The 22615-nt window shown below is 75.3% G+C and carries 1 protein-coding gene and 1 pseudogene; both read right to left on the bottom strand.

Annotation, left to right across the window (positions count from 1 at the left end; all coding sequences use genetic code 11):
- Nucleotides 1–44: 44 nt before the first annotated feature.
- Nucleotides 45–22454, bottom strand: coding sequence for an SDR family NAD(P)-dependent oxidoreductase (locus AC0699_RS31945; RefSeq protein ID WP_478667432.1), 22410 nt, complete (start codon nt 22452–22454; stop codon nt 45–47).
- A gap of 60 nt (nt 22455–22514) precedes the next feature.
- Nucleotides 22515–22577: pseudogene (locus tag AC0699_RS31940) on the bottom strand (polyketide synthase docking domain-containing protein); the annotation flags it as partial.
- Between the last annotated feature and the right edge of the window lie 38 nt (nt 22578–22615).

Below are 22615 nucleotides of genomic sequence, written 5' to 3'. Positions count from 1 at the left end.
CAGAAGGTCAGAGTGGTGGGAAGGGGTGGAGCGGAGCTGCCGCGTCATGAGATGCCGAACTCCTTGCCGATGAAGTCGAAGAGGTCGTCGTCGGTCGCGCTCTCCAGTGCCTCGGCCACATCGGCGCCGTCGGCGTCGGCGGGCGTGCCCGCCGCCGCGCCGGCCTCGCTCCAGGCGGCGAGGAGTGCCTGGAGGCGCTCGGTGATGCGGTCGCGGCCGGCGGTGTCGGGCGTGGAGGTGACGAGCGTCTTCTCCATCCGGTCCAGCTCGGCGAGCAGCGGGGGCACGGCCGCCGCGCCGTCCTGCCAGAGCTCGTCCCGCAGGTAGTCCACCAGCGCCGTCGGCGTCGGGTAGTCGAAGACGAGGGTGGCGGGCAGGCGTACGCCGGTGGCGGCACCGAGCCGGTTGCGGAGCTCGACGGCAGTGAGCGAGTCGAAGCCGACCTCGTTGAACGACCGTGCCGGGTCGACCGCTTCGGGCCCGGCGAAGCCGAGGACCCCCGCGACGTATCCGCAGACCAGCTCCAGCAGAGCCTCGTCCCGTGCGGCCGGCGACAGCCCGGAGAGGCGCTCGCGCAGCCCGGATCCACCGTCCGCACCGGGGGCGGTGCCGCCGGCGACCCGGCGTACGGGCGTACGTACCAGGCCGGAGAGCAGCGGCGGGAGCATCCCGCTGCCCGCCTGGGCCCGCAGGGCGGCCAGGTTGAGCTTGACCGGGACGAGGAGCGACTGCTCGGCGGCCGCAGCGGCGTCGAACAGGGCCACGCCCTCGGCGGCGGTCAGGGCATTCACGCCACCCCGGCCGAGGCGCGAGACCTCGTCGGCGTCCAGCGTGCCGCCCATACCGCCGACCTCGGCCCACAGACCCCAGGCCAGCGAGGTACCCGCCAGGCCCTGCGCCGTGCGGTGGGCGGCCAGCGCGTCCAGGAAGGTGTTGGCCGCCGCGTAGTTGGCCTGACCGGCACCGCCGAACACACCGGCAGCGGAGGAGAAGAGCACGAACGCGGACAGGTCCAGCCCCGCCGTCAGCTCATGCAGGTTCCAGGCCGCGTCCACCTTCGGACGCAGCACCGCCGACAGCCGCTCAGCCGTCAACGACCCGATGACGCCGTCGTCCAGCACACCGGCCGTATGCACCACAGCCGTCAGCGGGTGCTCGGCAGGGATGCCCGCCAGAACGGCGGCCAGCGCCTCGCGGTCGGCCACATCACACGCCGCCCAGGCGACCTCCGCACCCAGACCGGACAGCTCCCCCGCCAGCTCAGCCGCACCCTCAGCGGCCTCACCACGACGGCTGACAAGCAGCAGGTGACGTACCCCGCGCTCGACCACCAGGTGCCGGGCAAACAGCCCGCCCAGCGAACCACTCGCGCCCGTCACCAACACCGTGCCGGCCGCATCCCACGCCGCGGCGGCCGTATCGGCAGCAACCCCCGCCCGCACCAGCCTCGGCACCAGCACCGAACCGCCGCGCACCGCCACCTCCGACTCGCCTGAGGCCAGTACGGCGGGCAGCGCCCGGGAGGAGGCGTCCGTGCCGTCGGTGTCGACCAGGACGATCCGGCCCGGGTTCTCCGACTGCGCCGAGCGCACCAGGCCCCACACCGGGGCGTGCACCAGGTCCGACGGACCCTCACCCGGTACGGCGGCCACCGCGCCCCGGGTCAGGAACACCAGCCGCGAATCGGCGAACTTCTCGTCCGACAGCCATTCCTGAAGAAGCGCCAGGATCCGTCCACTCTCGGCGTGCACGGCGCCCGCCACGTCGGCCTGGTCGGCCGGCGGGGAGAGCGGGACGCACACCGTCACCGGGTCCGAGAGCGACGCGAGGGAGTCGTGGGCCTCGTGGCGCACGCCCACGGCGTCGAGCCCGGAGTGGCGGCCGTCCGCGATCAGGGCCCAGGGGCGCTGCTCGGCGGCGGACACCGAGGTGAGGGGAACGGGGGTCCACTCGACCTGGAACAGCGAGTCCTGGCGGCCGCCGCGCGCGGCGCCGATCTGGTCGGGCGAGACGGCCCGCAGCGCGAGCGACTCGACCCTGGCGACGGGGGCGCCGGTCGGGTCGGCGAGCTCCAGCGAGACGGCGTCGCGGCCGGCCGGGGCCAGGCGGACCCGTACCGCGGCGGCGCCGGCGGCGTGCAGCCGGACACCGGTCCAGGCGAAGGGCAGTCGGCCCTGGCCGGTGTTCTCGACGAGGGTGCCGAGTCCGGCGGCGTGCAGGGTGGCGTCGAGGAGGGCCGGGTGGAGGCCGAACCAGTCGGCGGTCTCCGCGGTCTCCTCGTCCAGGCCCACCTCGGCGTACACGGCGTCGCCGTGCAGCCAGGCCGCGCGCAGGCCCTGGAAGGCGGGGCCGTAGTCGAAGCCGGCGGCGGCGAGGCCGTCGTAGAGGCCGTCGAGGTCGACCGGTTCGGCGCCGGCCGGCGGCCAGGCCGTGAGGTCGGACGACGCGGTGGCCGTGGCGGCGGGGCCGGCCGCGAGGAGGCCGGTGGCGTGCCGGGTCCAGGGCTCGTCGGCGGGGCCGTCCTCGGCACGGGAGTACAGCGCCAGGGCGCGTCGGCCGGAGTCGTCGGCCTCGGCGACGGAGACGCGGAGCTGGACGGCGCCGCCCTCGGTGAGGACGAGCGGGGCCTGGAGGGTCAGTTCCTCCAGGACCTCGTAGCCGACCTGGTCGCCGGCGCGGACTGCGAGCTCCACGAAGGCCGTGCCGGGCAGCAGGACCGAGCCGAGGACGGCGTGGTCCGCGAGCCACGGGTGGGTGGCGGTGGACAGTCGGCCGGTGAACAGGAACCCGTCCGAGTCGGGCAGTTCGACGGCCGCGCCGAGGAGCGGGTGGTCGGTGGTCCCGAGGCCGAGGCCTGTGGGGTCGCCCGGGGTGTGCCGGCCGCCCATGGCGGAGTCGAGCCAGTACCAGTCGCGCTGGAAGGCGTAGGTGGGGAGTTCGACCTGGCGGGCGCCGGTCGGGGCGAAGTAGGCGTCCCAGTCCACACCGGCGCCACGGGTGTGGGCGTGCGCGAGGGCGCTGTTCAGGGTCTCGGGCTCGGGGCGGCCGGTGCGCAGGGCGGGCGCGAAGCGGGCCGCGTCCTGCTCGGTGAGGCAGTCCTGGGCCATGGCGGAGAGCACTCCGTCGGGACCGAGTTCGAGGTAGGTGGTAACGCCGGCCGTTTCGAGGGCGCGGATGCCGTCGAGGAAGCGGACGGCCTCGCGGACGTGCCGGACCCAGAACTCGGCGGAGCCCATCTCGTCGGTGACCGGGGCGCCGGTGAGGTTGGAGACGATCGGGATGCGCGGGGCGGCGTAGGAGAGGTCCTCGGCGACCTTGCGGAAGTCGGCCAGCATGCCGTCCATGTGCGGGGAGTGGAAGGCGTGGCTGACGGTGAGGCGCTTGGTCTTGCGGCCGCGCTCCTCGAACTCGGCCGCGATGGCGAGGGCCGCGTCCTGATCACCCGCGATGACCACCGAGCGCGGGCCGTTGACGGCGGCGATGTCCACGCCTTCGGTGAGCAGCGGCAGGACCTCGTCCTCCGCGGCCTGGATCGCGATCATCACGCCGCCGGTGGGCAGGGCCTGCATCAGCCGGCCGCGGGCGGCCACCAGGGTGCAGGCATCGCCCAGCGACAGCACACCGGCGACGTGCGCGGCGGCGATCTCGCCGATGGAGTGACCGGAGAGGAAGTCGGGGCGCAGGCCCCAGCTCTCCACGAGGCGGAACAGCGCCACCTCGACGGCGAAGAGTGCCGGCTGGGTGAAGGCCGTCCGGTTCAGCAGCTCCTCGTCCGTGCCGAACAGCACCTCCTTGAGCGGGAGTTCGAGCAGGCCGTCCAGCCGGCCGCACACCGCGTCCAGGGCCTGCGCGAACACCGGGTGGGTGTCGTACAGTTCGCGGCCCATGCCGAGGCGCTGGCTGCCCTGGCCGGTGAAGAGGAAGGCGAGCTTTCCGGCGCCCGTGGCGCCGATGGTGTCCCGTGAGATCCCGGTGGCCGGGTCGCCGTTCTCCAACGCGGTCAGGCCGCGCAGCAGTTCCTCACGGTCTCCGGCGACGAGCACCGCGCGGTGGTCGAAGGCGGCGCGCCGGGTGGCCAGCGAGCAGGCCAGGTCCGCGGCACCGACTTCGGCGGTGTCCGTCAGGTGGGCGCGCAGGCGGGCGGCCTGGGCGCGGAGCGCCTCCGCCGACTTCGCGGACAGGACGTACGGCAGGGACGTCAGGGACGGCCGGGAGGTCGGCGCCTGCTCCGGCGCCGTGCCGCCGCCCTCGTGTGCGGCGGTCGCGGCGACGTCGGCCGGGGCCTGCTCGATGATCGTGTGCGCGTTCGTGCCGCTGATGCCGAACGAGGACACACCGGCGCGGCGCGGACGACCGGTCGCCGGCCACGGAACGGACTCGGTCAGCAGCGTGACCGCGCCGTCCTCCCAGTCCACGTGCGGGGTGGGCGCGTCCACGTGCAGGGTCTTGGGCAGGACCCCGTGGCGCATCGCCATGATCATCTTGATCACGCCGGCGACACCGGCGGCGGCCTGGGTGTGGCCCATGTTGGACTTGATCGAGCCCAGCCAGAGCGGTTCGTCCGCCGCCCGCTCGCGACCGTAGGTGGCCAGCAGGGCCTGCGCCTCGATCGGGTCGCCGAGGGTGGTGCCGGTGCCGTGCGCCTCGACCACGTCGATCTGGTCGCTGGTCAGTCCGCCGGAGGCCAGGGCCTGCCGGATGACCCGCTGCTGGGAGGGGCCGTTGGGGGCGGTCAGGCCGTTGGAGGCGCCGTCCTGGTTGATGGCCGAGCCGCGGACCACGGCGAGCACCGGGTGCCCGTTGCGGCGGGCGTCCGAGAGGCGTTCCACGAGCAGCATGCCCGCGCCCTCGGCCCAGCTGGTGCCGTCGGCGGCGGCGGCGAAGGACTTGATGCGGCCGTCGGCGGCCAGTCCGCGCTGGCGGCTGAACTCGGTGAAGGTGCCGGGGGTCGACATGACCGTGACGCCGCCGGCCAGGGCCATGCTGCATTCGCCGTTGCGCAGGGCCTGGATCGCCCAGTGCAAGGCGACGAGGGAGGAGGAGCAGGCGGTGTCGACGGTGACGGCCGGGCCCTCCAGGCCGAAGGCGTAGGAGACGCGGCCGGAGGCGATGCTGCCGGAGTTGCCGGTGCCGAGGTAGCCCTCGACGCCGTCCGGGACGGAGGTGATCCGGGTGGCGTAGTCGTGGTACATGATGCCCGCGAACACGCCGGTCCGGCTGCCGCGCATCGTGGCGGGGTCGATGCCGGCCCGCTCGAAGGCCTCCCAGGAGGTCTCCAGCAGCAGCCGCTGCTGCGGGTCCATGGCCACGGCCTCGCGCGGCGAGATCCCGAAGAACGCCGGGTCGAACCGGCCCGCGTCGTGCAGGAAGCCGCCGGAGCGGGTGTAGCTGGTGCCCTTGCCGTCCGGGTCCGGGTCGTACAGCGACTCCAGGTCCCAGCCGCGGCCCTGCGGGAACTCCGAGATGGCGTCGACGCCGCCGACCACCAGGCGCCACAGGTCCTCGGGGGTCTCGACCCCGCCGGGGTAGCGGCAGCTCATGCCGACGATCGCGATCGGTTCGTCGTGCAGCGTGGCGCCGAGCGAGACCGGCAGGGCGCCGGCGGCACCGGCCGTCTCCCCGTCCCCTTCCCCTTCCCCGGTCAGGCCCAGGACCTCGGTCCGCAGGTAGGTGGCGAGGGCGATCGGCGTGGGGTAGTCGAAGACGAGCGTGGCGGGCAGCCGTTCGCCGGTGGCGGCGCCGAGGCGGTTGCGCAGCTCGACGGAGGTCAGGGAGTCGAAGCCGAGCTCCTTGAACGCCCGGTCGGCCGGCACCTCGTCGGTGGAGGCATGACCGAGTACGGCGGCCACCTCGGCCCGGACGGTGTCCAGCAGAGCCTGCTCCCGCTCGACGGCGGGCAGTCCGGCCAGCCGGGTCCGCAGCGCGGAGCCGTCGGCCGGGCCGGCCGGGCCCGCCGCGCGGCGCGCCGGCACGCGGACCAGGCCGCGCAGCAGGTCGGGGACCATGCCGGCGCGTGCCTGGGCGCGCAGGGCGGCCAGGTCGAGCGGGAGGGCCACCAGCAGTGGGTCGGCGGTGCGCGGGGCCGCGTCGAAGAGGGCGAGGCCGGTCTCCGGGGCGAGGGCGGTGATGCCGCCGCGGTTGATCCGCTCGCGGTCGCCGTCGGCCAGGTCCTCGCCCATGCCGCCGACGCCGGTCCACAGGCCCCAGGCCAGCGAGGTGCCCGCCAGGCCGTGGGCCCGGCGGTGGGCGGCGAGGGCGTCCAGGAAGGTGTTGGCCGCCGCGTAGTTGGCTTGTCCGGCACCACCGAACACGCCGGCCGCGGAGGAGAAGAGCACGAACGCGGAGAGGTCGAGGTCCCGGGTGAGCTCGTGCAGGTGCCAGGCCGCGTCCGTCTTCGGGCGCAGGACCGCCAACAGGCGCTCGGCAGTCAGCGAGCCGACCACGCCGTCGTCCAGCACGCCGGCCGTGTGCACGACCGCCGTCAGCGGGTGCTCGGCGGGGATGCCCGCCAGGACGGCGGCCAGCGCGCCCCGGTCGGCCACGTCGCAGGCCGCCCATGACACCTCGGCGCCCAGGCCGGTCAGTTCGGCGGCAAGTGCCTCGGCGCCCTCGGCCGCAGCACCCCGCCGGCTGACGAGCAGCAGACGGCGCACACCGCGCTCGGTGACCAGATGACGGGCGAACAGGCCGCCCAGCGAACCGCTCGCACCGGTGACCAGCACCGTGCCCTCGGCATCCCACTCCGGGGCGGCCGTGTCGGCAGCAATCGCCGCCCGCGCCAGCCTCGGCACCAGCACGGCGCCGTCGCGTACGGCCACCTCGGACTCGCCCGAGGCCAGGGCGGCCGACAGGGCGTCCGCGAGATCGGTCCCGGCGTCGATGTCGACGTCGACCAGGACAAACCGGCCCGGGTTCTCCGACCGTGCCGAGCGCACCAGGCCCCAGATCGGGGCGTGCACCAGGTCCGTCACGCCCTCGCCCGGTACGGCCTCGACCGCACCCCGGGTCAAGAACACCAGCCGCGCGTCCGCGGACGCCTCGTCGGCCGTCCACTCCTTCAGCAGGTCCAGCACCCGGCCGGTCTCCCGGTGCACCGCGGCAGCCAGGTCCCCGTCCCCGTCGGTCGGCTCCAGGCAGGACACCACCGAGACGGCGGCGGTCCCGTCGCCCTCACCCCACATCGCCCAGTCCTCGAAGCTGCCGGCCGGTGCGGCCGACTCGGCCCACGCCACCCGGAACAGCGCGTCGCGGGTCAGGTCGGGCCCGGTGCTCAGCTGGTCGCGGCCGACGGCGCGCAGGGCCAGGCCGGCGACCGAGGCGACCGGCGCTCCGCCGGCGTCGGCGATGGTCAGGGCCACCTCGCCGGTGCGGGCGGTGGCCAGGCGGACCCGGAGCTCGGTGGCTCCGACCGCGTGCAGCCGGACCCCGGTCCAGGAGAACGGCAGGCGGCCTTCCCCGCCACCGGCCTGCGCGGTGCCGAGGCCGAGCGCGTGCAGGGCCGCGTCGAGCAGGGCCGGGTGGAGGCCGAACCGTGCGGCCTCGTCGGCCGCGCCGGCGGGCAGCGCGACCTCGGCGTAGTACGCGTCCTCGCGCCGCCAGGCGGCGCGCAGGCCCTGGAACACCGGCCCGTATCCGAAGCCGGAGTCCGCGAGGCCCTCGTACAGGCCCTCCACCGGGACGGCTTCCGCCCCGGCCGGCGGCCACTCGGTGAGGCCCTGCGGGGCCGGGTCGGCCCCGGCCGTGAGCACGCCGACGGCGTGCCGCGTCCACGGGGCGTCCGGGTCCACGCCCTCGGGGCGGGAGTGCAGGGCAAGGCCGCGGCGCCGGCCTGCCGGGTCGGCGGCTCCGACGGAGAGCCGCAGCTGTACGCCGCCCTGCTCGGGCAGCACCAGCGGTGCCTCCAGGGTGAGTTCGTCGACCAGGTCGCAGCCGAGGTGCTCGCCGGCCCGGAGCGCGAGCTCCACGAAGGCCGTGCCTGGCAGCAGGGCCGCGCCCATGACGCGGTGGTCCCCGAGCCAGGGGTGGGTGGTCAGCGACAGTCGGCCGGTGAACAGGTGGCCGTCGGAGTCGGGCAGCTGGACCTCGGCGCCGAGCAGCGGATGGTCGGCGGTACCGAGTCCGGCAGCGGTGACATCGCCGTCCGCGCGGCCCGAGTCGAGCCAATACAGGGTGCGCTGGAAGGCGTACGTCGGCAGGTCGACGCGCCGGCCCCCGAGCGGCGCGTAGAACGCAGGCCAGTCGACGGCGGTGCCGCGCACGTAAGCGGTGGAGACCGCCGCGAGCAGGGTTTCGGCCTCGTCGCGTCCGTCGCGCAGGGCGGGTGCGAAGGCGGCGGAGCCGGTGTCGTCGGTCAGGCAGGTCTGGGCCATCGCGGACAGCACACCGTCCGGGCCTAGTTCGACGTACGTGGTGACGCCGGCGGCCTCAAGCGCCCGCACACCGTCGAGGAAGCGGACCGCCTCGCGGACGTGCCGGACCCAGAACTCGGCCGAACCCATCTCGTCGGTGACCGGGGCACCGGTCAGGTTCGACACGACCGGGATGCGCGGGGCGGCGTACGTCAGCCTCTCGGCGACGTTGCGGAAGTCCTCCAGCATGCCGTCCATGTGCGGCGAGTGGAAGGCGTGACTGACCGTCAGGTGCTTGGACTTGCGGCCAAGCTTCTCGAAGTCCGCCGCGATCGCGAGCGCCGCACCCTCGTCACCCGCGATGACAACCGACCGAGGGCCGTTGACCGCGGCGATGCTCACGCCCCCGGTGAGCAACGGCAGAACCTCGTCCTCCGACGCCTCCACCGCGATCATCACACCGCCGGAAGGCAGCGCCTGCATCAGGCGACCGCGGGCAGCAACCAGAGCGCAGGCATCCTCCAGCGAGAAGACACCCGCGACATGCGCGGCGGCGATCTCACCGATGGAGTGACCGGACAGGAAGTCCGGCTTCACCCCCCACGACTCGACCAGCCGGAACAGCGCCACCTCCACCGCGAACAGCGCCGGCTGCGTGTACGCCGTCTCGTTCAGCAGCGCCTCGTCCGAACCGAACAGCACGTCCCTCAGCGGCAGTTCGAGGTCGAGCAGCTCACACACCCGGTCCAGCGCCGCCGCGAACACCGGGTAGGTCTCGTACAGTTCACGGCCCATGCCCAGGCGCTGGCTGCCCTGTCCGGTGAACAGGAAGGCGAGCTTCCCGCCCGCCGTCGCCGAGCCCTGGACCAGTCCGGCCGCCGACCGGCCCTCGGCGAGGGCCGCCAGGCCGGTGCGGAAGCCCTCGCGGTCCGCCGCGACCACCGTGGCGCGGTGCTCGAAGACGGCCCGGGTGGTCGCCAGGGAGAGCCCGATGTCGGCGGGCTGAGACGCCGGGTCCGCGTCCAGGTGGGCCAGGAGCCGCTCGGCCTGGGCGCGCACGCCGTCGGGCGTACGGGCGGTCAGGTGCCACGGGAGCATGGCGGCCGGGGCCGACGGGGCCTCCGGGACGTCAGCGCTCTCCGGGAGTTCCACGATGGCGTGGGCGTTGGTACCGCTCATGCCGAAGGAGGAGACGCCGGCGCGGCGCGGACGGCCGGTCTCGGGCCACGGGCGCTGCTCGGTGAGCAGAGAGACCGCGCCCGCCGACCAGTCGACGTGCGGGGACGGCTCGTCCACGTGCAGGGTCCGGGGCAGGATGCCGTGGCGCATCGCCTGGACCATCTTGATGACGCCCGCGACGCCGGCCGCGGCCTGCGTGTGGCCGAAGTTGGACTTGATGGAGCCCAGCCACAGCGGGCTGTCCTCGGGCCGGTCCTGGCCGTAGGTGGCGAGCAGGGCCTGGGCCTCGATCGGGTCGCCGAGCCGGGTGCCCGTGCCGTGGGCCTCCACGGCGTCCACCTCGGCGGTGGACAGCCGGGCGTTGGCCAGGGCCTGGCGGATGACCCGCTGCTGGGAGGGGCCGTTGGGGGCGGTCAGGCCGTTGCTCGCACCGTCCTGGTTGACGGCGGTGCCGCGGACCACCGCGAGGACCTGGTGGCCGTTGCGGCGGGCGTCCGACAGGCGCTCGACGAGCAGCATGCCGACGCCTTCGCCCCAGGCGGTGCCGTCGGCGGCGGCGGCGAACGGCTTGCAGCGGCCGTCGGCGGCGAGGCCGCGCTGCCGGCTGAACTCGGTGAAGACGTCGGGGGTGGTGATGATGGTGACGCCGCCGGCGAGGGCGAGCGAGCACTCGCCGGCCCGCAGGGCCTGCGCCGCGAGGTGCAGGGCGACCAGGGAGGAGGAGCAGGCGGTGTCGACGGTGACGGCCGGGCCCTCGAAGCCGAAGGTGTAGGAGACGCGGCCGGAGGCGATGCTGCTGGAGCCGCCGGTGCCGAGGTAGCCCTCGACGCCCTCGGGGACGGTTTCCAGGCGGGAGACGTAGTCGTTGTGCATCTGGCCGACGAACACGCCGACCTGCTGTCCGCGCAGGCCTGTCGGGTCGATGCCGGCCCGCTCGAAGGCCTCCCAGGAGGTCTCCAGCAGCAGCCGCTGCTGCGGGTCCATGGCCAGGGCCTCGCGCGGGTTGATGCCGAAGAACGCGGGGTCGAAGTGGTGGGCGTCGTAGACGAAGCCGCCTTCGCGGGCGTACGAGGTGCCGGGGTTGTCCGGGTCGGGGTCGTAGAGCGCCTCGGTGTCCCAGCCTCGGTCGGCGGGCAGGTGGGCGATGCCGTCGCGGCCCTCGGCGAGCAGCTCCCACAGGTCCTCGGGGCTGCGGACGCCGCCGGGGAAGCGGCAGGTCATGGCGACGATGGCGATGGGGTCGTCGGCCTCCGTGCCGGTGCCGGCCGGGTGGCGCGGGAGGGCGGCAGCGGCGGCGGCCGCTTCGGAGCCGAGGAGTTCGTCCTTGAGGTAGCCGGCGAGGACGGTCGGGGTCGGGTAGTCGAAGACGAGGGTGGCGGGCAGCCGGACACCGGCCGTGGCGCCGAGCCGGTTGCGGAACTCGACGGCGGTCAGCGAGTCGAAGCCGAGGTCCTTGAAGGCGCGGCCGGGCTCGACGGCGTCCGGGGTGGCGTGGCCGAGGACGGCCGCCACCTGGTCGCGTACGAGATCCAGCAGCAGGGCGTCGCGCTCGCTTTCGGGGAGCCGTACGAGCTGCTCCACCAACGGGGTTCCGGTGCCGGCGGGGCCGGCCTCGACGGCCCGGCGGGCGGTGGCGGGGCGGACCAGGCCGCGCAGCAGGGCGGGGACCATGCTCGCGTCGGCATGGCGCAGCGGCGCGAGGTCGAGCTGCATGGGGACGAGGTGGGCGTCGCCGGTGCGGTGCGCGGTGTCGAGCAGGCCGAGGCCCTCATCGGAGGAGAGGCCGAGGACGCCGGAGCGGGTCATCCGGTCCTTGTCGGCGGTGTCCAGCTCGCCGGTCATGCCGCTGGCCTCGGCCCACAGGCCCCAGCCGAGGGAGGTGCCGGGCAGGCCGTGGGCTTGGCGGTGGCGGGCGAGGGCGTCGAGGAAGACGTTCGCGGCCGCGTAGTTGGCCTGGCCGGCGCCGCCGAAGGTGCCGGCGGCGGAGGAGAAGAGGACGAAGTCGGCCAGGTCGAGGCGGCGGGTCAGCTCGTGCAGGTGGAGGGCGGCGTCGGCCTTGGGGCGCAGGACGCGGTCGATCCGCTCGGGGGTGAGGGCCTCGGCGATGCCGTCGTCGAGGACACCGGCGGTGTGGACGACGGCGGTCAGCGGGTGCTCGGCGGGGATGCCGGCCAGCAGGGCGGCGAGTGCCTCGCGGTCGGCGGCATCGCAGGCGGCGATGGTGACCTCGGCGCCCAGGGCGCGCAGTTCCGCGGCGAGTTCGGGGGCGCCGGCGGCCCGCTCGCCGCGCCGGCTGGTCAGGATCAGCCGGCGGGCGCCGCGGACGGTGACGGCGTGCCGGGCGACGAGCGCGCCCAGGGTGCCGGTGCCGCCGGTGATCAGGACGGTGCCCTCGGGGTTCCACTCGGCGGGCACGGTGAGGACGATCTTGCCGGTGTGGCGGGCCTGACTGAGGTAGCGGAAGGCCTCCGGGGCCTGGCGCAGGTCCCAGGAGGAGACCGGGATCGGGCGCAGGGCGCCGGCCCGGAACAGGCCGAGGAGCTCGGTGAGCATCTCCTGGATGCGGTCGAGGCCGGCTTCGGTGAGGTCGAAGGCCTGGTAGCGGACGCCGGGGTGGGCGGCGGCGACCTCGCGCGGGTCGCGGACGTCGGTCTTGCCCATCTCGACGAAGCGTCCGCCGCGCGGCAGCAGCCGCAGCGAGGCGTCGACGAACTCGCGGGCGAGGGAGTCCAGGACCACGTCGACACCGCGGCCTTCGGTGGCCGTGCGGAAGGTGTCCTCGAAGTCGAGGGTGCGGGAGGAGGCGATCTTGTCGTCGGTCAGGCCGAGTCCGCGCAGGGTGTCCCACTTGGCGGGGCTCGCGGTGGCGTAGACCTCGGCGCCCCAGTGGCGGGCCAGCTGGACGGCGGCCATGCCGACACCACCGGCGGCGGCGTGCACCAGGAGGGTCTCGCCGCCCTGGAGGCCGGCGAGGTCGTGCAGGGCGTAGTACGCCGTCATGAAGACGATCGGTACGGCGGCGGCCTCGGCGAAGGTCCAGCCCTCGGGCATCGGGGCGATCATGCGGCGGTCGACGACGGCCAGCGGTCCGAACGCGCCGGGCAGCATGCCCATGACGCGGTCGCCGGGGGCGAGGTCGGTGACGCCGGGGCCGGTCTCCACGACGATGCCGGCGCCTTCGGAGCCCATCAGGCCCGGGTCGCCGGGGTACATGCCGAGGGCGTTGAGGACGTCGCGGAAGTTGAGGCCGGCGGCGCGTACGGCAACGCGGACCTGGCCGGGCTCCAGCGGGGCCTCGGACTCGGGGCTGGGCAGCAGGGTGAGGTGGTCGAGTGTGCCCTTGTCCTCGATGTCCATCCGCCAGGCGGAGCCGTCGGCGGGCGGGGTCAGCGGGCCGGCGGCCGGCACCCGGGCCAGGCGGGGGGCGTGGACGGTGCCGCGGCGGATCGCGAACTGCGGCTCGCCGGTGGCGAGGGCGGCGGCGAGGAGGGTGTGGTCGGTGTCGGTGCCGTCGAGGTCGGCGAGGACGAAGCGGTCGGGGTTCTCCGACTGCGCGGAGCGGACCAGGCCCCAGACGGGGGCGTGGACCGGGTCGGCGAGGTCCCAGTCGCCCTGGGTGGCGACGGCGCCCCGGGTGACGAACACCAGGGTGGACGCGGCGAACCGGTCGTCGGCGAGCCAGCCCTGCACCAGGGCGAGGGCCCGGTGGGTGGCGGCGCGAACGGCGTCGGGGGTCAGCGCGTGGGCGCCGTCGGCGTCAACGTCCGCGTCCGCGTCCGCGTCCGGGCAGGGCACCAGGACGTACGCGGGGGCCGGTACGCCCGCGTCGACGGCGGCGGCCAGCGCCGCCAGGTCGGCGTGGGCACGGCCGGGCAGACCGGTGCCGGTGCCGAGGGCCGCCCAGCCATAGCCGGGCTGCTTGTCCGGGGTGTCGGACGGCAGTTGCACGGTGGCCCACTCGACGCGGAACAGCGACTCGTGGTGCGCGGTGCGGGCGGCGCCGGCGAGCCGGTCGGCGGAGACCGGACGGACCATCAGCTGCTCGACGGCGGCGACGGGCGCGCCGGTGGTGTCGGCCAGCTGGAGGGCGAGGGTGTCCTCGCCGTTCGAGGTGAGGCGGACGCGCAGCGCGGCTGCGCCGACGGCGTGCAGGGACACGCCGCGCCAGGAGAACGGCAGCCCGGCCTGGCGGTCCCCGTCGGGGGACGGCTGGACGAAGGTGGCGTGCAGGGCGGCGTCGAGCAGGGCCGGGTGCAGGCCGAACCGGCCGGCCTCGGACTGCCGGTCCTCGGGGAGGGCGACCTCGGCGTAGACGTCCTCGCCGAGGGTCCAGGCGGCCCGCAGGCCCTGGAAGACGGGCCCGTAGGCGAAACCGCCCTGGCCGAGGTGCTCGTAGAGGTCCTCGACGGTGACGGCCTCGGCGCCGGGCGGGGGCCAGGCGGTGAGGTCGAAGGCGGGGCGCGGGGCGCCGACGGCGAGGACGCCGGTGGCGTGCCGGGTCCACGGCTCGTCCTCGGCGGCGTCGGGGTCGCCGGAGTAGAGGTCCAGGGCGCGGCGGCCGTCCCGGTCGGGGGCGCCGACCACGATCTGGAGGCGGACCGCCGCGTGCGGGGCCAGGACCAGCGGGGCTTCGAGGGTGAGCTCTTCCAGGAGGTCGCAGCCGGCCTGGTCGCCGGCGCGGATGGCGAGTTCGACGAAGGCGGTGCCGGGCAGCAGGACGGTGCCCATGACGGCGTGGTCGGCCAGCCAGGGGTGGGTGTCGAGGGAGAGGCGGCCGGTGAAGAGGAAGCCCTCGCCGTCGGCGAGCGGGACGGCGGCACCGAGCAGCGGATGGTGGGCGGCGCCCAGACCCGCCGACTCGACGTCCCCGATGAAACCGGCGGGAGCTTCGAGCCAGAACCGGCGGCGCTGGAAGGCGTAGGTGGGCAGGTCGACGCGGCGGACGCCGGTCGCGGCGAAGTACGCGGGCCAGTCGATCGGGACGGCCCGGGTGTGGACGGCGGCGATCGCGGCGGCCAGAGCCTCGGCCTCGCCGCGGTCGCGGCGCAGGGCCGGGACGAACACGGCGTCGTTCGGGCTGTCCAGGTCCGTGAGGCAGTCGCGGCCGAGGCCGGACAGCACGCCCTGCGGGCCCAGTTCGAGGTAGGTGGTGACGCGTTCGGCGTCCAGGGTGCGGATGCCGTCGAGGAAGCGGACGGCCTCGCGGACGTGTGCCACCCAGTGCTCGGGGGTGCGCAGTTCGTCGTTCGCGATCGCGCCGGTGAGGTTCGTGACCACGGGGATGGTGGGCGCGTGGTAGGTGAGGGAGGCGGCGACCTCGTGGAAGGCGTCGAGCATGCCGTCCATCAGCGGGGAGTGGAAGGCGTGGCTGACGGTGAGCCGCTTGGTCTGCCGGCCGCGCCGCTCGAACTCGGCGGCGATCTCCAGCGCGAGCGCCTCCTCGCCGGAAATGACGACACTGGAGGCGGAGTTGACGGCGGCGATGCCGATCCGGCCCTCGTGGCCGGCCAGCAGCGGCCGGACCGCGTCCTCGCGGGCGGTCAGCGCGATCATCGCGCCGCCCTCGGGGAGCCGCTCCATCAGCCGGCCGCGGGCGGCGACAAGGGTGGCCGCGTCGGTCAGCGTGAGGACGCCGGCGACGTGTGCGGCGGTGATCTCGCCGATGGAGTGGCCGGCGACGAAGTCGGGGCGCAGGCCCCAGGATTCGACCAGCCGGTAGAGCGCGGTCTCCAGGGCGAACAGGGCCGGCTGGGTGTAGCCGGTCCGGTTCAGGAGTGCGTCGTCCTCGGGGTCGTCCTCGGCGAACAGGACCTCCTTGAGGGGCTGTTCGAGATGCGGGTCCAGTGCGGCGCAGACCTCGTCCAGGGCGGCGGCGAACGCCGGGTGGGTGTCGTACAGTTCGCGGCCCATGCCAGGGCGCTGGCTGCCCTGCCCGGTGAAGAGCACGGCGATCCGGCCGTCGGCGGTGTCGTGCCGGACGAGCCGGGCGCCGTCGCGGCCCTCGGCGAGGGCGGCGAGTCCGGCGAGGAGTTCTTCGCGGTCGCCGGCGACGACGGCGGCCCGGCGGTCCAGGGCGGTGCGGGTGGTGGCCAGGGAGAACGCGAGGTCGGCCGGGGCCGCGTCGGGGTGGTCGGTGACGTGCACGGCGAGCCGGGCGGCCTGGGCGCGCAGGGCCTCGGGGGTGCGGCCGGACAGCACGAACGGCAGCGGCGTACCCGCAGAGGTGCCCTCGGCCGGCTCGGCCTCGGTCCCGGTCTCGCCGGCCTCGTCGGCCGGCGGCTGCTCGATGATGACGTGCGCGTTGGTGCCGCTGACGCCGAAGGAGGAGATGCCCGCGCGGCGCGGGCGGCCGGTCTCGGGCCACTCCGCCTGCTCGGTGAGGAGGGAGACGGCACCGGCGGTCCAGTCGATGTGCGGGGAGGGCTCACCGATGTGCAGCGAGGCCGGCAGGACGCCGTGGCGTATCGCCTGGACCATCTTGATGATGCCCGCGGCGCCCGCGGCGGCCTGGGTGTGGCCGATGTTGGACTTGATGGAGCCCAGGCGCAGCGGCCGGTCGGCGGGGCGGCCCTGGCCGTAGGTGGCGAGCAGGGCCTGTGCCTCGATGGGGTCGCCGAGGGTGGTGCCGGTGCCGTGCGCCTCGACGGCGTCGACGTCGGCGGCGGTCAGGCCGGCGTGGGTCAGGGCCTCGCGGATGACCCGCTGCTGGGAGGGGCCGTTGGGGGCGGTGAGGCCGTTGGAGGCGCCGTCCTGGTTGACGGCGGTGCCGCGGACCACGGCCAGGATCGGGTGGCCGTTGCGGCGGGCGTCGGAGAGCCGCTCGACGAGGATCATGCCGGCGCCCTCAGCCCAGCCGGTGCCGTCGGCGTCGGCGGCGAAGGACTTGCAGCGGCCGTCGGTGGACAGGCCGCGCTGGCGGCTGAAGTCGATGAAGGTGTCCGGGGTGGACATGACGGTGACGCCGCCGGCGAGCGCCATGTCGCACTCGCCGCTGCGCAGCGCCTGCGCGGCCAGGTGCAGGGCGACCAGGGAGGAGGAACAGGCCGTGTCGATGGTGACGGCGGGGCCTTCGAGGCCGAAGGTGTAGGAGATTCGGCCGGAGGCGACGCTGCCGGCGGTGCCGGTGCCGAGGTAGCCCTCCAGGCCCTCGGGAACGGCCGGGAGCCGGGTCAGGTAGTCGTGGTACATGACGCCGGCGAAGACGCCGGTACGGCTGCCGCGCAGCGAGGCGGGGTCGAGCCCGGCCCGTTCGAAGGCCTCCCATGAGGTCTCCAGCAGGAGCCGCTGGTGCGGGTCCATGGCGAGGGCCTCGCGCGGGTTGATGCCGAAGACGTCCGGGTCGAAGTCGGCGGCGTCGTGCAGGAAGCCGCCCTTCCGGGTGTACGAGGTGCCGGCGCGGCCGGGGTCGGAGTCGTACAGGCCGTCGAGGTTCCAGCCGCGGTCGGTGGGGAACGGGGAGATCGCGTCGACGGAGCCGGCGACCAGCCGCCACAGCTCCTCGGGGGTGGTGACCCCGCCGGGGTAGCGGCAGGCCATGGCGACGATCGCGATGGGCTCGTCGGCGACGACCGGGCCGGGCGTGGTGGCCGCGGGAGCGGAGGCCGCCTGGTCGCCGAGGAGTTCGGTGCGCAGGAACGCGGCGAGGGCGTTCGGGGTGGGGTAGTCGAAGACGAGGGTGGCGGGCAGCCGGACGCCGGCGGCCGAGCCGAGGCGGTTGCGCAGTTCGACGGCGGTGAGCGAGTCGAAGCCGAGTTCCTTGAAGGCGCGGCCGGGGTCGACGGCGTCGGGGCCGGGGAAGCCGAGGACGGCGGCGACCTGGACGCGGACGGTGGCCAGCAGCAGCCGGTCGCGTTCGGCGGCGGTCAGCGGCAGCAGCCGCTCGGCGAGGCCGTCGGCGGGGGCGGCGCCCTGCGTTGCGGCGGTCCGGCGCGCGGCGGGCCGGACCAGGCCGTGCAGCAGCGGCGGGACCATGCTCGCGTCGGCCTGGCGGAGTGCGGCCAGGTCCAGGTGCATGGGGACGGCGGTGGCCTCGCCGGTCTCGCGGGCGGTGTCCATGAGGGCGAGGCCCTCGGCGGAGGACAGCGCGGCGACGCCGGCGCGGGAGATCCGCTCCAGGTCGGTGTCGGCGAGGTCGCCGGTCATGCCGCTGCGTTCGGCCCACAGGCCCCAGGCGAGCGCGGTGGCGGGCAGGCCCTCGGCGCGGCGGCGCTGGGCAAGGGCGTCGAGGAAGGTGTTGGCGGCGGCGTAGTTGGCCTGGCCGGCGGCGCCGAGGGTGCCGGCGGCGGCGGAGAACAGCACGAAGGCCGCGAGGTCGAGGTCGCGGGTGAGCTCGTGCAGGTGCACGGCCGCGTCGACCTTGGCGGGCAGGACGTGGTCGATCCGCTCGGGGGTGAGGGCTTCGAGGATGCCGTCGTCGAGGACGCCGGCGGTGTGCACGACGGCGGTCAGCGGGTGGGCGGCCGGTACGCCGGCCAGTACCGCGGCGAGCGCCTCGCGGTCGGCGGCGTCGCAGGCGGCGAGGGTGACCTCGGCGCCCAGCGCGCGCAGCTCGGCCAGGAGTTCGGGGGCGCCGGCGGCGGCTTCGCCGCGCCGGCTGGTCAGCAGCAGGCGGCGGACGCCGTGCTCGGTGACCAGGTGTCGGGCGACCAGCCCGCCGAGGGTGCCGGTGGCGCCGGTGACCAGGGCGGTGCCCTCGGTGTCGAGCGGCCGGGTCTGGAGGCCCTCGGACGCGGGGACGGCGGCGACGCGGCCGAGCCGGGGGACGAGGGCGCGGCCCTCGCGGAGGGCGAGCTGCGGTTCGCCGGTGGCCAGCGCGGCGGGCAGGGCGCGCAGGGACTCGTCGCGGTCGTCGAGGTCGAGCAGGACGAACCGGTCGGGGTGCTCGGACTGGGCCGAGCGCAGCAGGCCCCACAGCGGGGCGTGCGCCAGGTCGGGTACGTCGGAGCCGGTGGCGCCGGCGACGGCGCCGTGGGTGACGAACACCAGTCGGGAGTCGGCGAAGCGGTCCTCGGCGAGCCAGGCCTGGGCCAGGTCGAGGGCGTGGTGCAGGGCCTCGGCGACGGCGCCGGGCAGGGCGGTGTCGACGGGGGTCGGGGAGGCGCCGGCGGCGGGCAGGGGCACGATGACGGCCTGCGGGAGGACCCCGCCGGAGTCGACGGCGGCGGCGAGTTCGGCGAGCCCCAGGTGCCCGGCGGCGGTCGGCAGCACGGTGGTGCAGCGGGCCCCGGCCTCGCCCAGCAGGGCCCACTGGCCGGGGGCGACGGTGGTGGCCGCGGGCAGGGTCAGCGGGGTCCACTCGACACGGAACAGCGAGTCGTGGAAGGCGGTACGGGCCGCCCGCACCTGGTCGGGGGTGACCGGGCGGAGCAGCAGGGCGTCGACGGAGGCGACGGGCGCGCCGGTCTCGTCGGCCAGGTCCACGGAGACGGTGTCCTGCCCGGCGGGGGCCAGGCGGACGCGCACGGCGCGGGCGCCGACGGCGTGCAGGGCGACGCCGGTCCACGAGAACGGCAGTCGACCGTGCTCGGTGTCCTCCAGCAGGGAGCCCATGCCGACGGAGTGCAGGGCGGCGTCCAGCAGGGCCGGGTGCAGGCCGAACAGGGCTGCCTCGGCGTGCGCCTGCTCGGGCAGCCGAACCTCGGCGAAGACCTCGTCGGCGCGCTGCCAGGCGGCGGTCAGGCCCTGGAAGACCGGCCCGTAGGCGAATCCGGAGGCGGTGAGGTAGTCGTAGAGGCCGTCCACGGGTACGGCGGTGGCGCCCTGTGGCGGCCAGACGGCCAGGTCGGCGCCGGTGCGCGTGGTGTCGCGGGCGCCGGCGGGGGCGAGGAAGCCGGTGGCGTGCCGGGTCCAGGCGCCTTCGCCCCAGGTGTCGTCGGCGGCGTCCTCGGGCCGGGAGTGCAGGGTCAGCGAGCGCCGGCCGTCGGCATCGGGCGCTCCGACGGCGAGCTGGATCTGTACGCCGCCGTGCGGGGGCAGGGCCAGGGGGGCCTGGAGGGTGAGTTCGTCGAGGAGTTCGCAGCCGGTGTGCTCGCCGGCCTGGAGGGCGAGTTCCACGAAGGCGGTGCCGGGCAGCAGCACGGTGTCCATGACCGTGTGGTCGGCGAGCCAGGGGTGGGTGGCCAGGGAGAGCCGGCCGGTGAACAGGTAGCCGTCGCCGTCGGCCAGGGCGATGGCCGCGCCGAGCAGCGGGTGGTCGGCGGAGCCGATGCCGGCGGCGGTGACGTCGCCGGTCCAGGCGGTGGGCTGCTCGGGCCAGTACAGCCGGCGCTGGAAGGCGTAGGTGGGCAGCTCGATCCGGGTGCCGTCGCGGCCGGCGAACACGGCGGACCAGTCCAGGGCGAGGCCGTGGGCGTGGGCCTGGGCGACGGCGGCGGCGAACGCGGCCGGCTCGGGGCGGTCGGCGCGCAGCGCGGGCACGAAGACGGCGTCCTCGCGGTCGGCGAGGCAGTCCTGGGCCAGGGCGGTGAGGACGCCGCCGGGGCCGATCTCGACGAAGGTGGTGACGCCGAGCGCGGCGAGGCCGCGGACCCCGTCGAGGAAGCGGACGGCCTCGCGGACGTGCCGGACCCAGTAGTCGGGGGTGCAGATCTCCTCGGCGGTGACGGAGGCGCCGGTGAGGTTGGAGACGATCGGGATGACGGGCGGCGCGTAGGAGACGGCCTCGGCGGCCTCCCGGAACGCGTCGAGCATGTCGTCCATGAGCGGGGAGTGGAAGGCGTGGCTGACGGTCAGCCGCTTGGTGCGGCGGCCGCGGGCGCGCAGGGTCTCGGCGAGGGCCGTGGCCGCGTCCTCGGCGCCGGAGACGACCACCGAGCGGGGGCCGTTGACGGCGGCGATGGACACCCGGTCGGTGAGGAGCGGGGTGACCTCGTCCTCGGTCGCCTCGACGGCGATCATCGCGCCGCCGGCGGGCAGGGCCTGCATCAGCCGACCGCGGGCGGCCACCAGGGCGGCCGCGTCGGGCAGGGTGAGGACGCCGGAGACATGGGCGGCGGCGAGTTCGCCGATGGAGTGTCCGATGAGGAAGTCGGCAGTCAGGCCCCACTGTTCGAGCTGCCGGTAGAGGGCGACCTCGACGGCGAACAGGGCGGCCTGGGTGTAGGCGGTGGCGTCGAGCAGCGCCGCCTCGGGGGTGCCTTCGGCGGCGAACAGGACCTCGTACAGGGGGCGTTCGAGGTGCCGGTCGAGTTCGGCCTGGACCGCGTCGAGGGCGCGGGCGAACTCCGGGTGGGTGGCGTACAGTTCGCGGGTCATACCGGGGCGCTGGCTGCCCTGGCCGGTGAACAGGAAGGCGGTGTTTCCCTCGCCGACGGCGCCGAGGACCGCGGTCGGGGGCTGCTCGCCGGCGGCGAGCGCGTCGAGGCCGGCGAGCAGCTGCTCCCGGCCGTCGGCGAACAGGACGGCCCGGCGGTCCAGCGCGGAGCGGCTGGTGGCCAGGGAGAAGCCGAGGTCGGTGAGGGAAGCGGGGTCGGCGGCGAGTTCGGGGTGGGCGCGCAGGTGGGCGGCCAGCCGGCCGGCCTGGGCGCGCAGGCCCTCGTCGCCGTGGCCGGACACCAGCAGCGGCACCGGCCCGCCGGCGCCTTCCGCCGAAGCCCGACCGGCTCCGGCGTCGGTGGTGTGGGTCTCCCCCGGCGTCGCGGGGGTGCCGGCGGGCGGGGCCTGCTCGATGACGGTGTGGGCGTTGGTGCCACTGACGCCGAAGGAGGAGATGCCGGCGCGGCGCGGCTGACCGGTCTCGGGCCACGGCACGGCCCGGGAGAGCAGTTCGACGTCGCCGGTGGACCAGTCGACGGCGCTCGACGGCCGGTCGATGTGGAGGGACTCGGGCAGGACGCCGTGCTCCATCGCGAGGACCATCTTGATGATGCCCGCGACACCGGCGGCTGCCTGGGTGTGCCCGATGTTGGACTTGATGGAGCCCAGCCACAACGGCCGGCCCTCGGGCCGGTTCTGGCCGTAGGTGGCCAGGATGGCCTGGGCCTCGATGGGGTCGCCGAGGGTGGTGCCGGTGCCGTGCGCCTCGACCACGTCGACCTGCGCCGGGGTGAGCCCGGCGTTGGTCAGCGCCTGGCGGATGACGCGCTGCTGGGAGGGGCCGTTGGGGGCGGTGAGGCCGTTGGAGGCACCGTCCTGGTTGATCGCCGAGCCCCGGACCACGGCGAGCACCGGGTGGCCGTTGCGGCGGGCGTCGGCGAGCTTCTCCACGAGGAGCATGCCGACGCCCTCGCCCCAGCCGGTGCCGTCGGCGCCGTCGGCGAACGGCTTGCACCGGCCGTCGGGAGCGAGTCCGCGCTGCCGGCTGAACTGCACGAAGGCGCGCGGGCTGGACATGAGGGTGACACCGCCGGCCAGGGCCATGGTGCACTCGCCGTTGCGCAGCGCCTGCACCGCGAGGTGCAGGGCGACGAGGGAGGCGGAGCAGGCGGTGTCGACGGTGACGGCGGGGCCTTCGAGGCCGAAGGTGTACGAGAGCCGGCCGGAGACGACGCTGGCGGCGTTGCCGGTCAGGAGGTACTGCTCGACCCCCTGGGGGACCCCGTCGCGCAGCAGGTCGGGGTAGTCCTGGCCGTTGGTGCCGATGAACACGCCGGCCTTGCTGCCGCGCAGGGTCGCCGGGTCGAGGCCGGCGCGCTCGAAGGTCTCCCAGGAGGTTTCGAGCAGCAGGCGCTGCTGCGGGTCCATGCCGAGGGTCTCGCGCGGGCTGATCCCGAAGAAGCCGGCGTCGAACTCGCCCACGCCGTCGAGGAATCCGCCTTCGCGGGTGTACGAGGTGCCCCGCTGGTCGGGGTCGGCGTCGTACAGGGACTCGATGTCCCAGCCGCGGTCGGTCGGGAAGTCCGTGATGGCGTCCCGACCGCCGGCCACCAGGTCCCAGAGGTCCTCCGGCGACTGGATGCCGCCGGGGAACCTGCAGGCCATGCCGACGATCGCGATCGGCTCCGGCTCCTGGGCCTCGACCTCGCGCAGGCGCTGCCGCGTCTGGTGCAGATCGGCCGTCACCCGCTTCAGGTAGCCGATGATCTTGTCCTGATCCGCCGCCTGCTCCGCCATTGGAACCTCACCCATGCTCGTCACAAACCCTTGTGCTG

The organism is Streptomyces sp. NPDC043870 (assembly GCF_056435785.1).
This window is presented reverse-complemented; position numbering and strand designations above follow the sequence as displayed.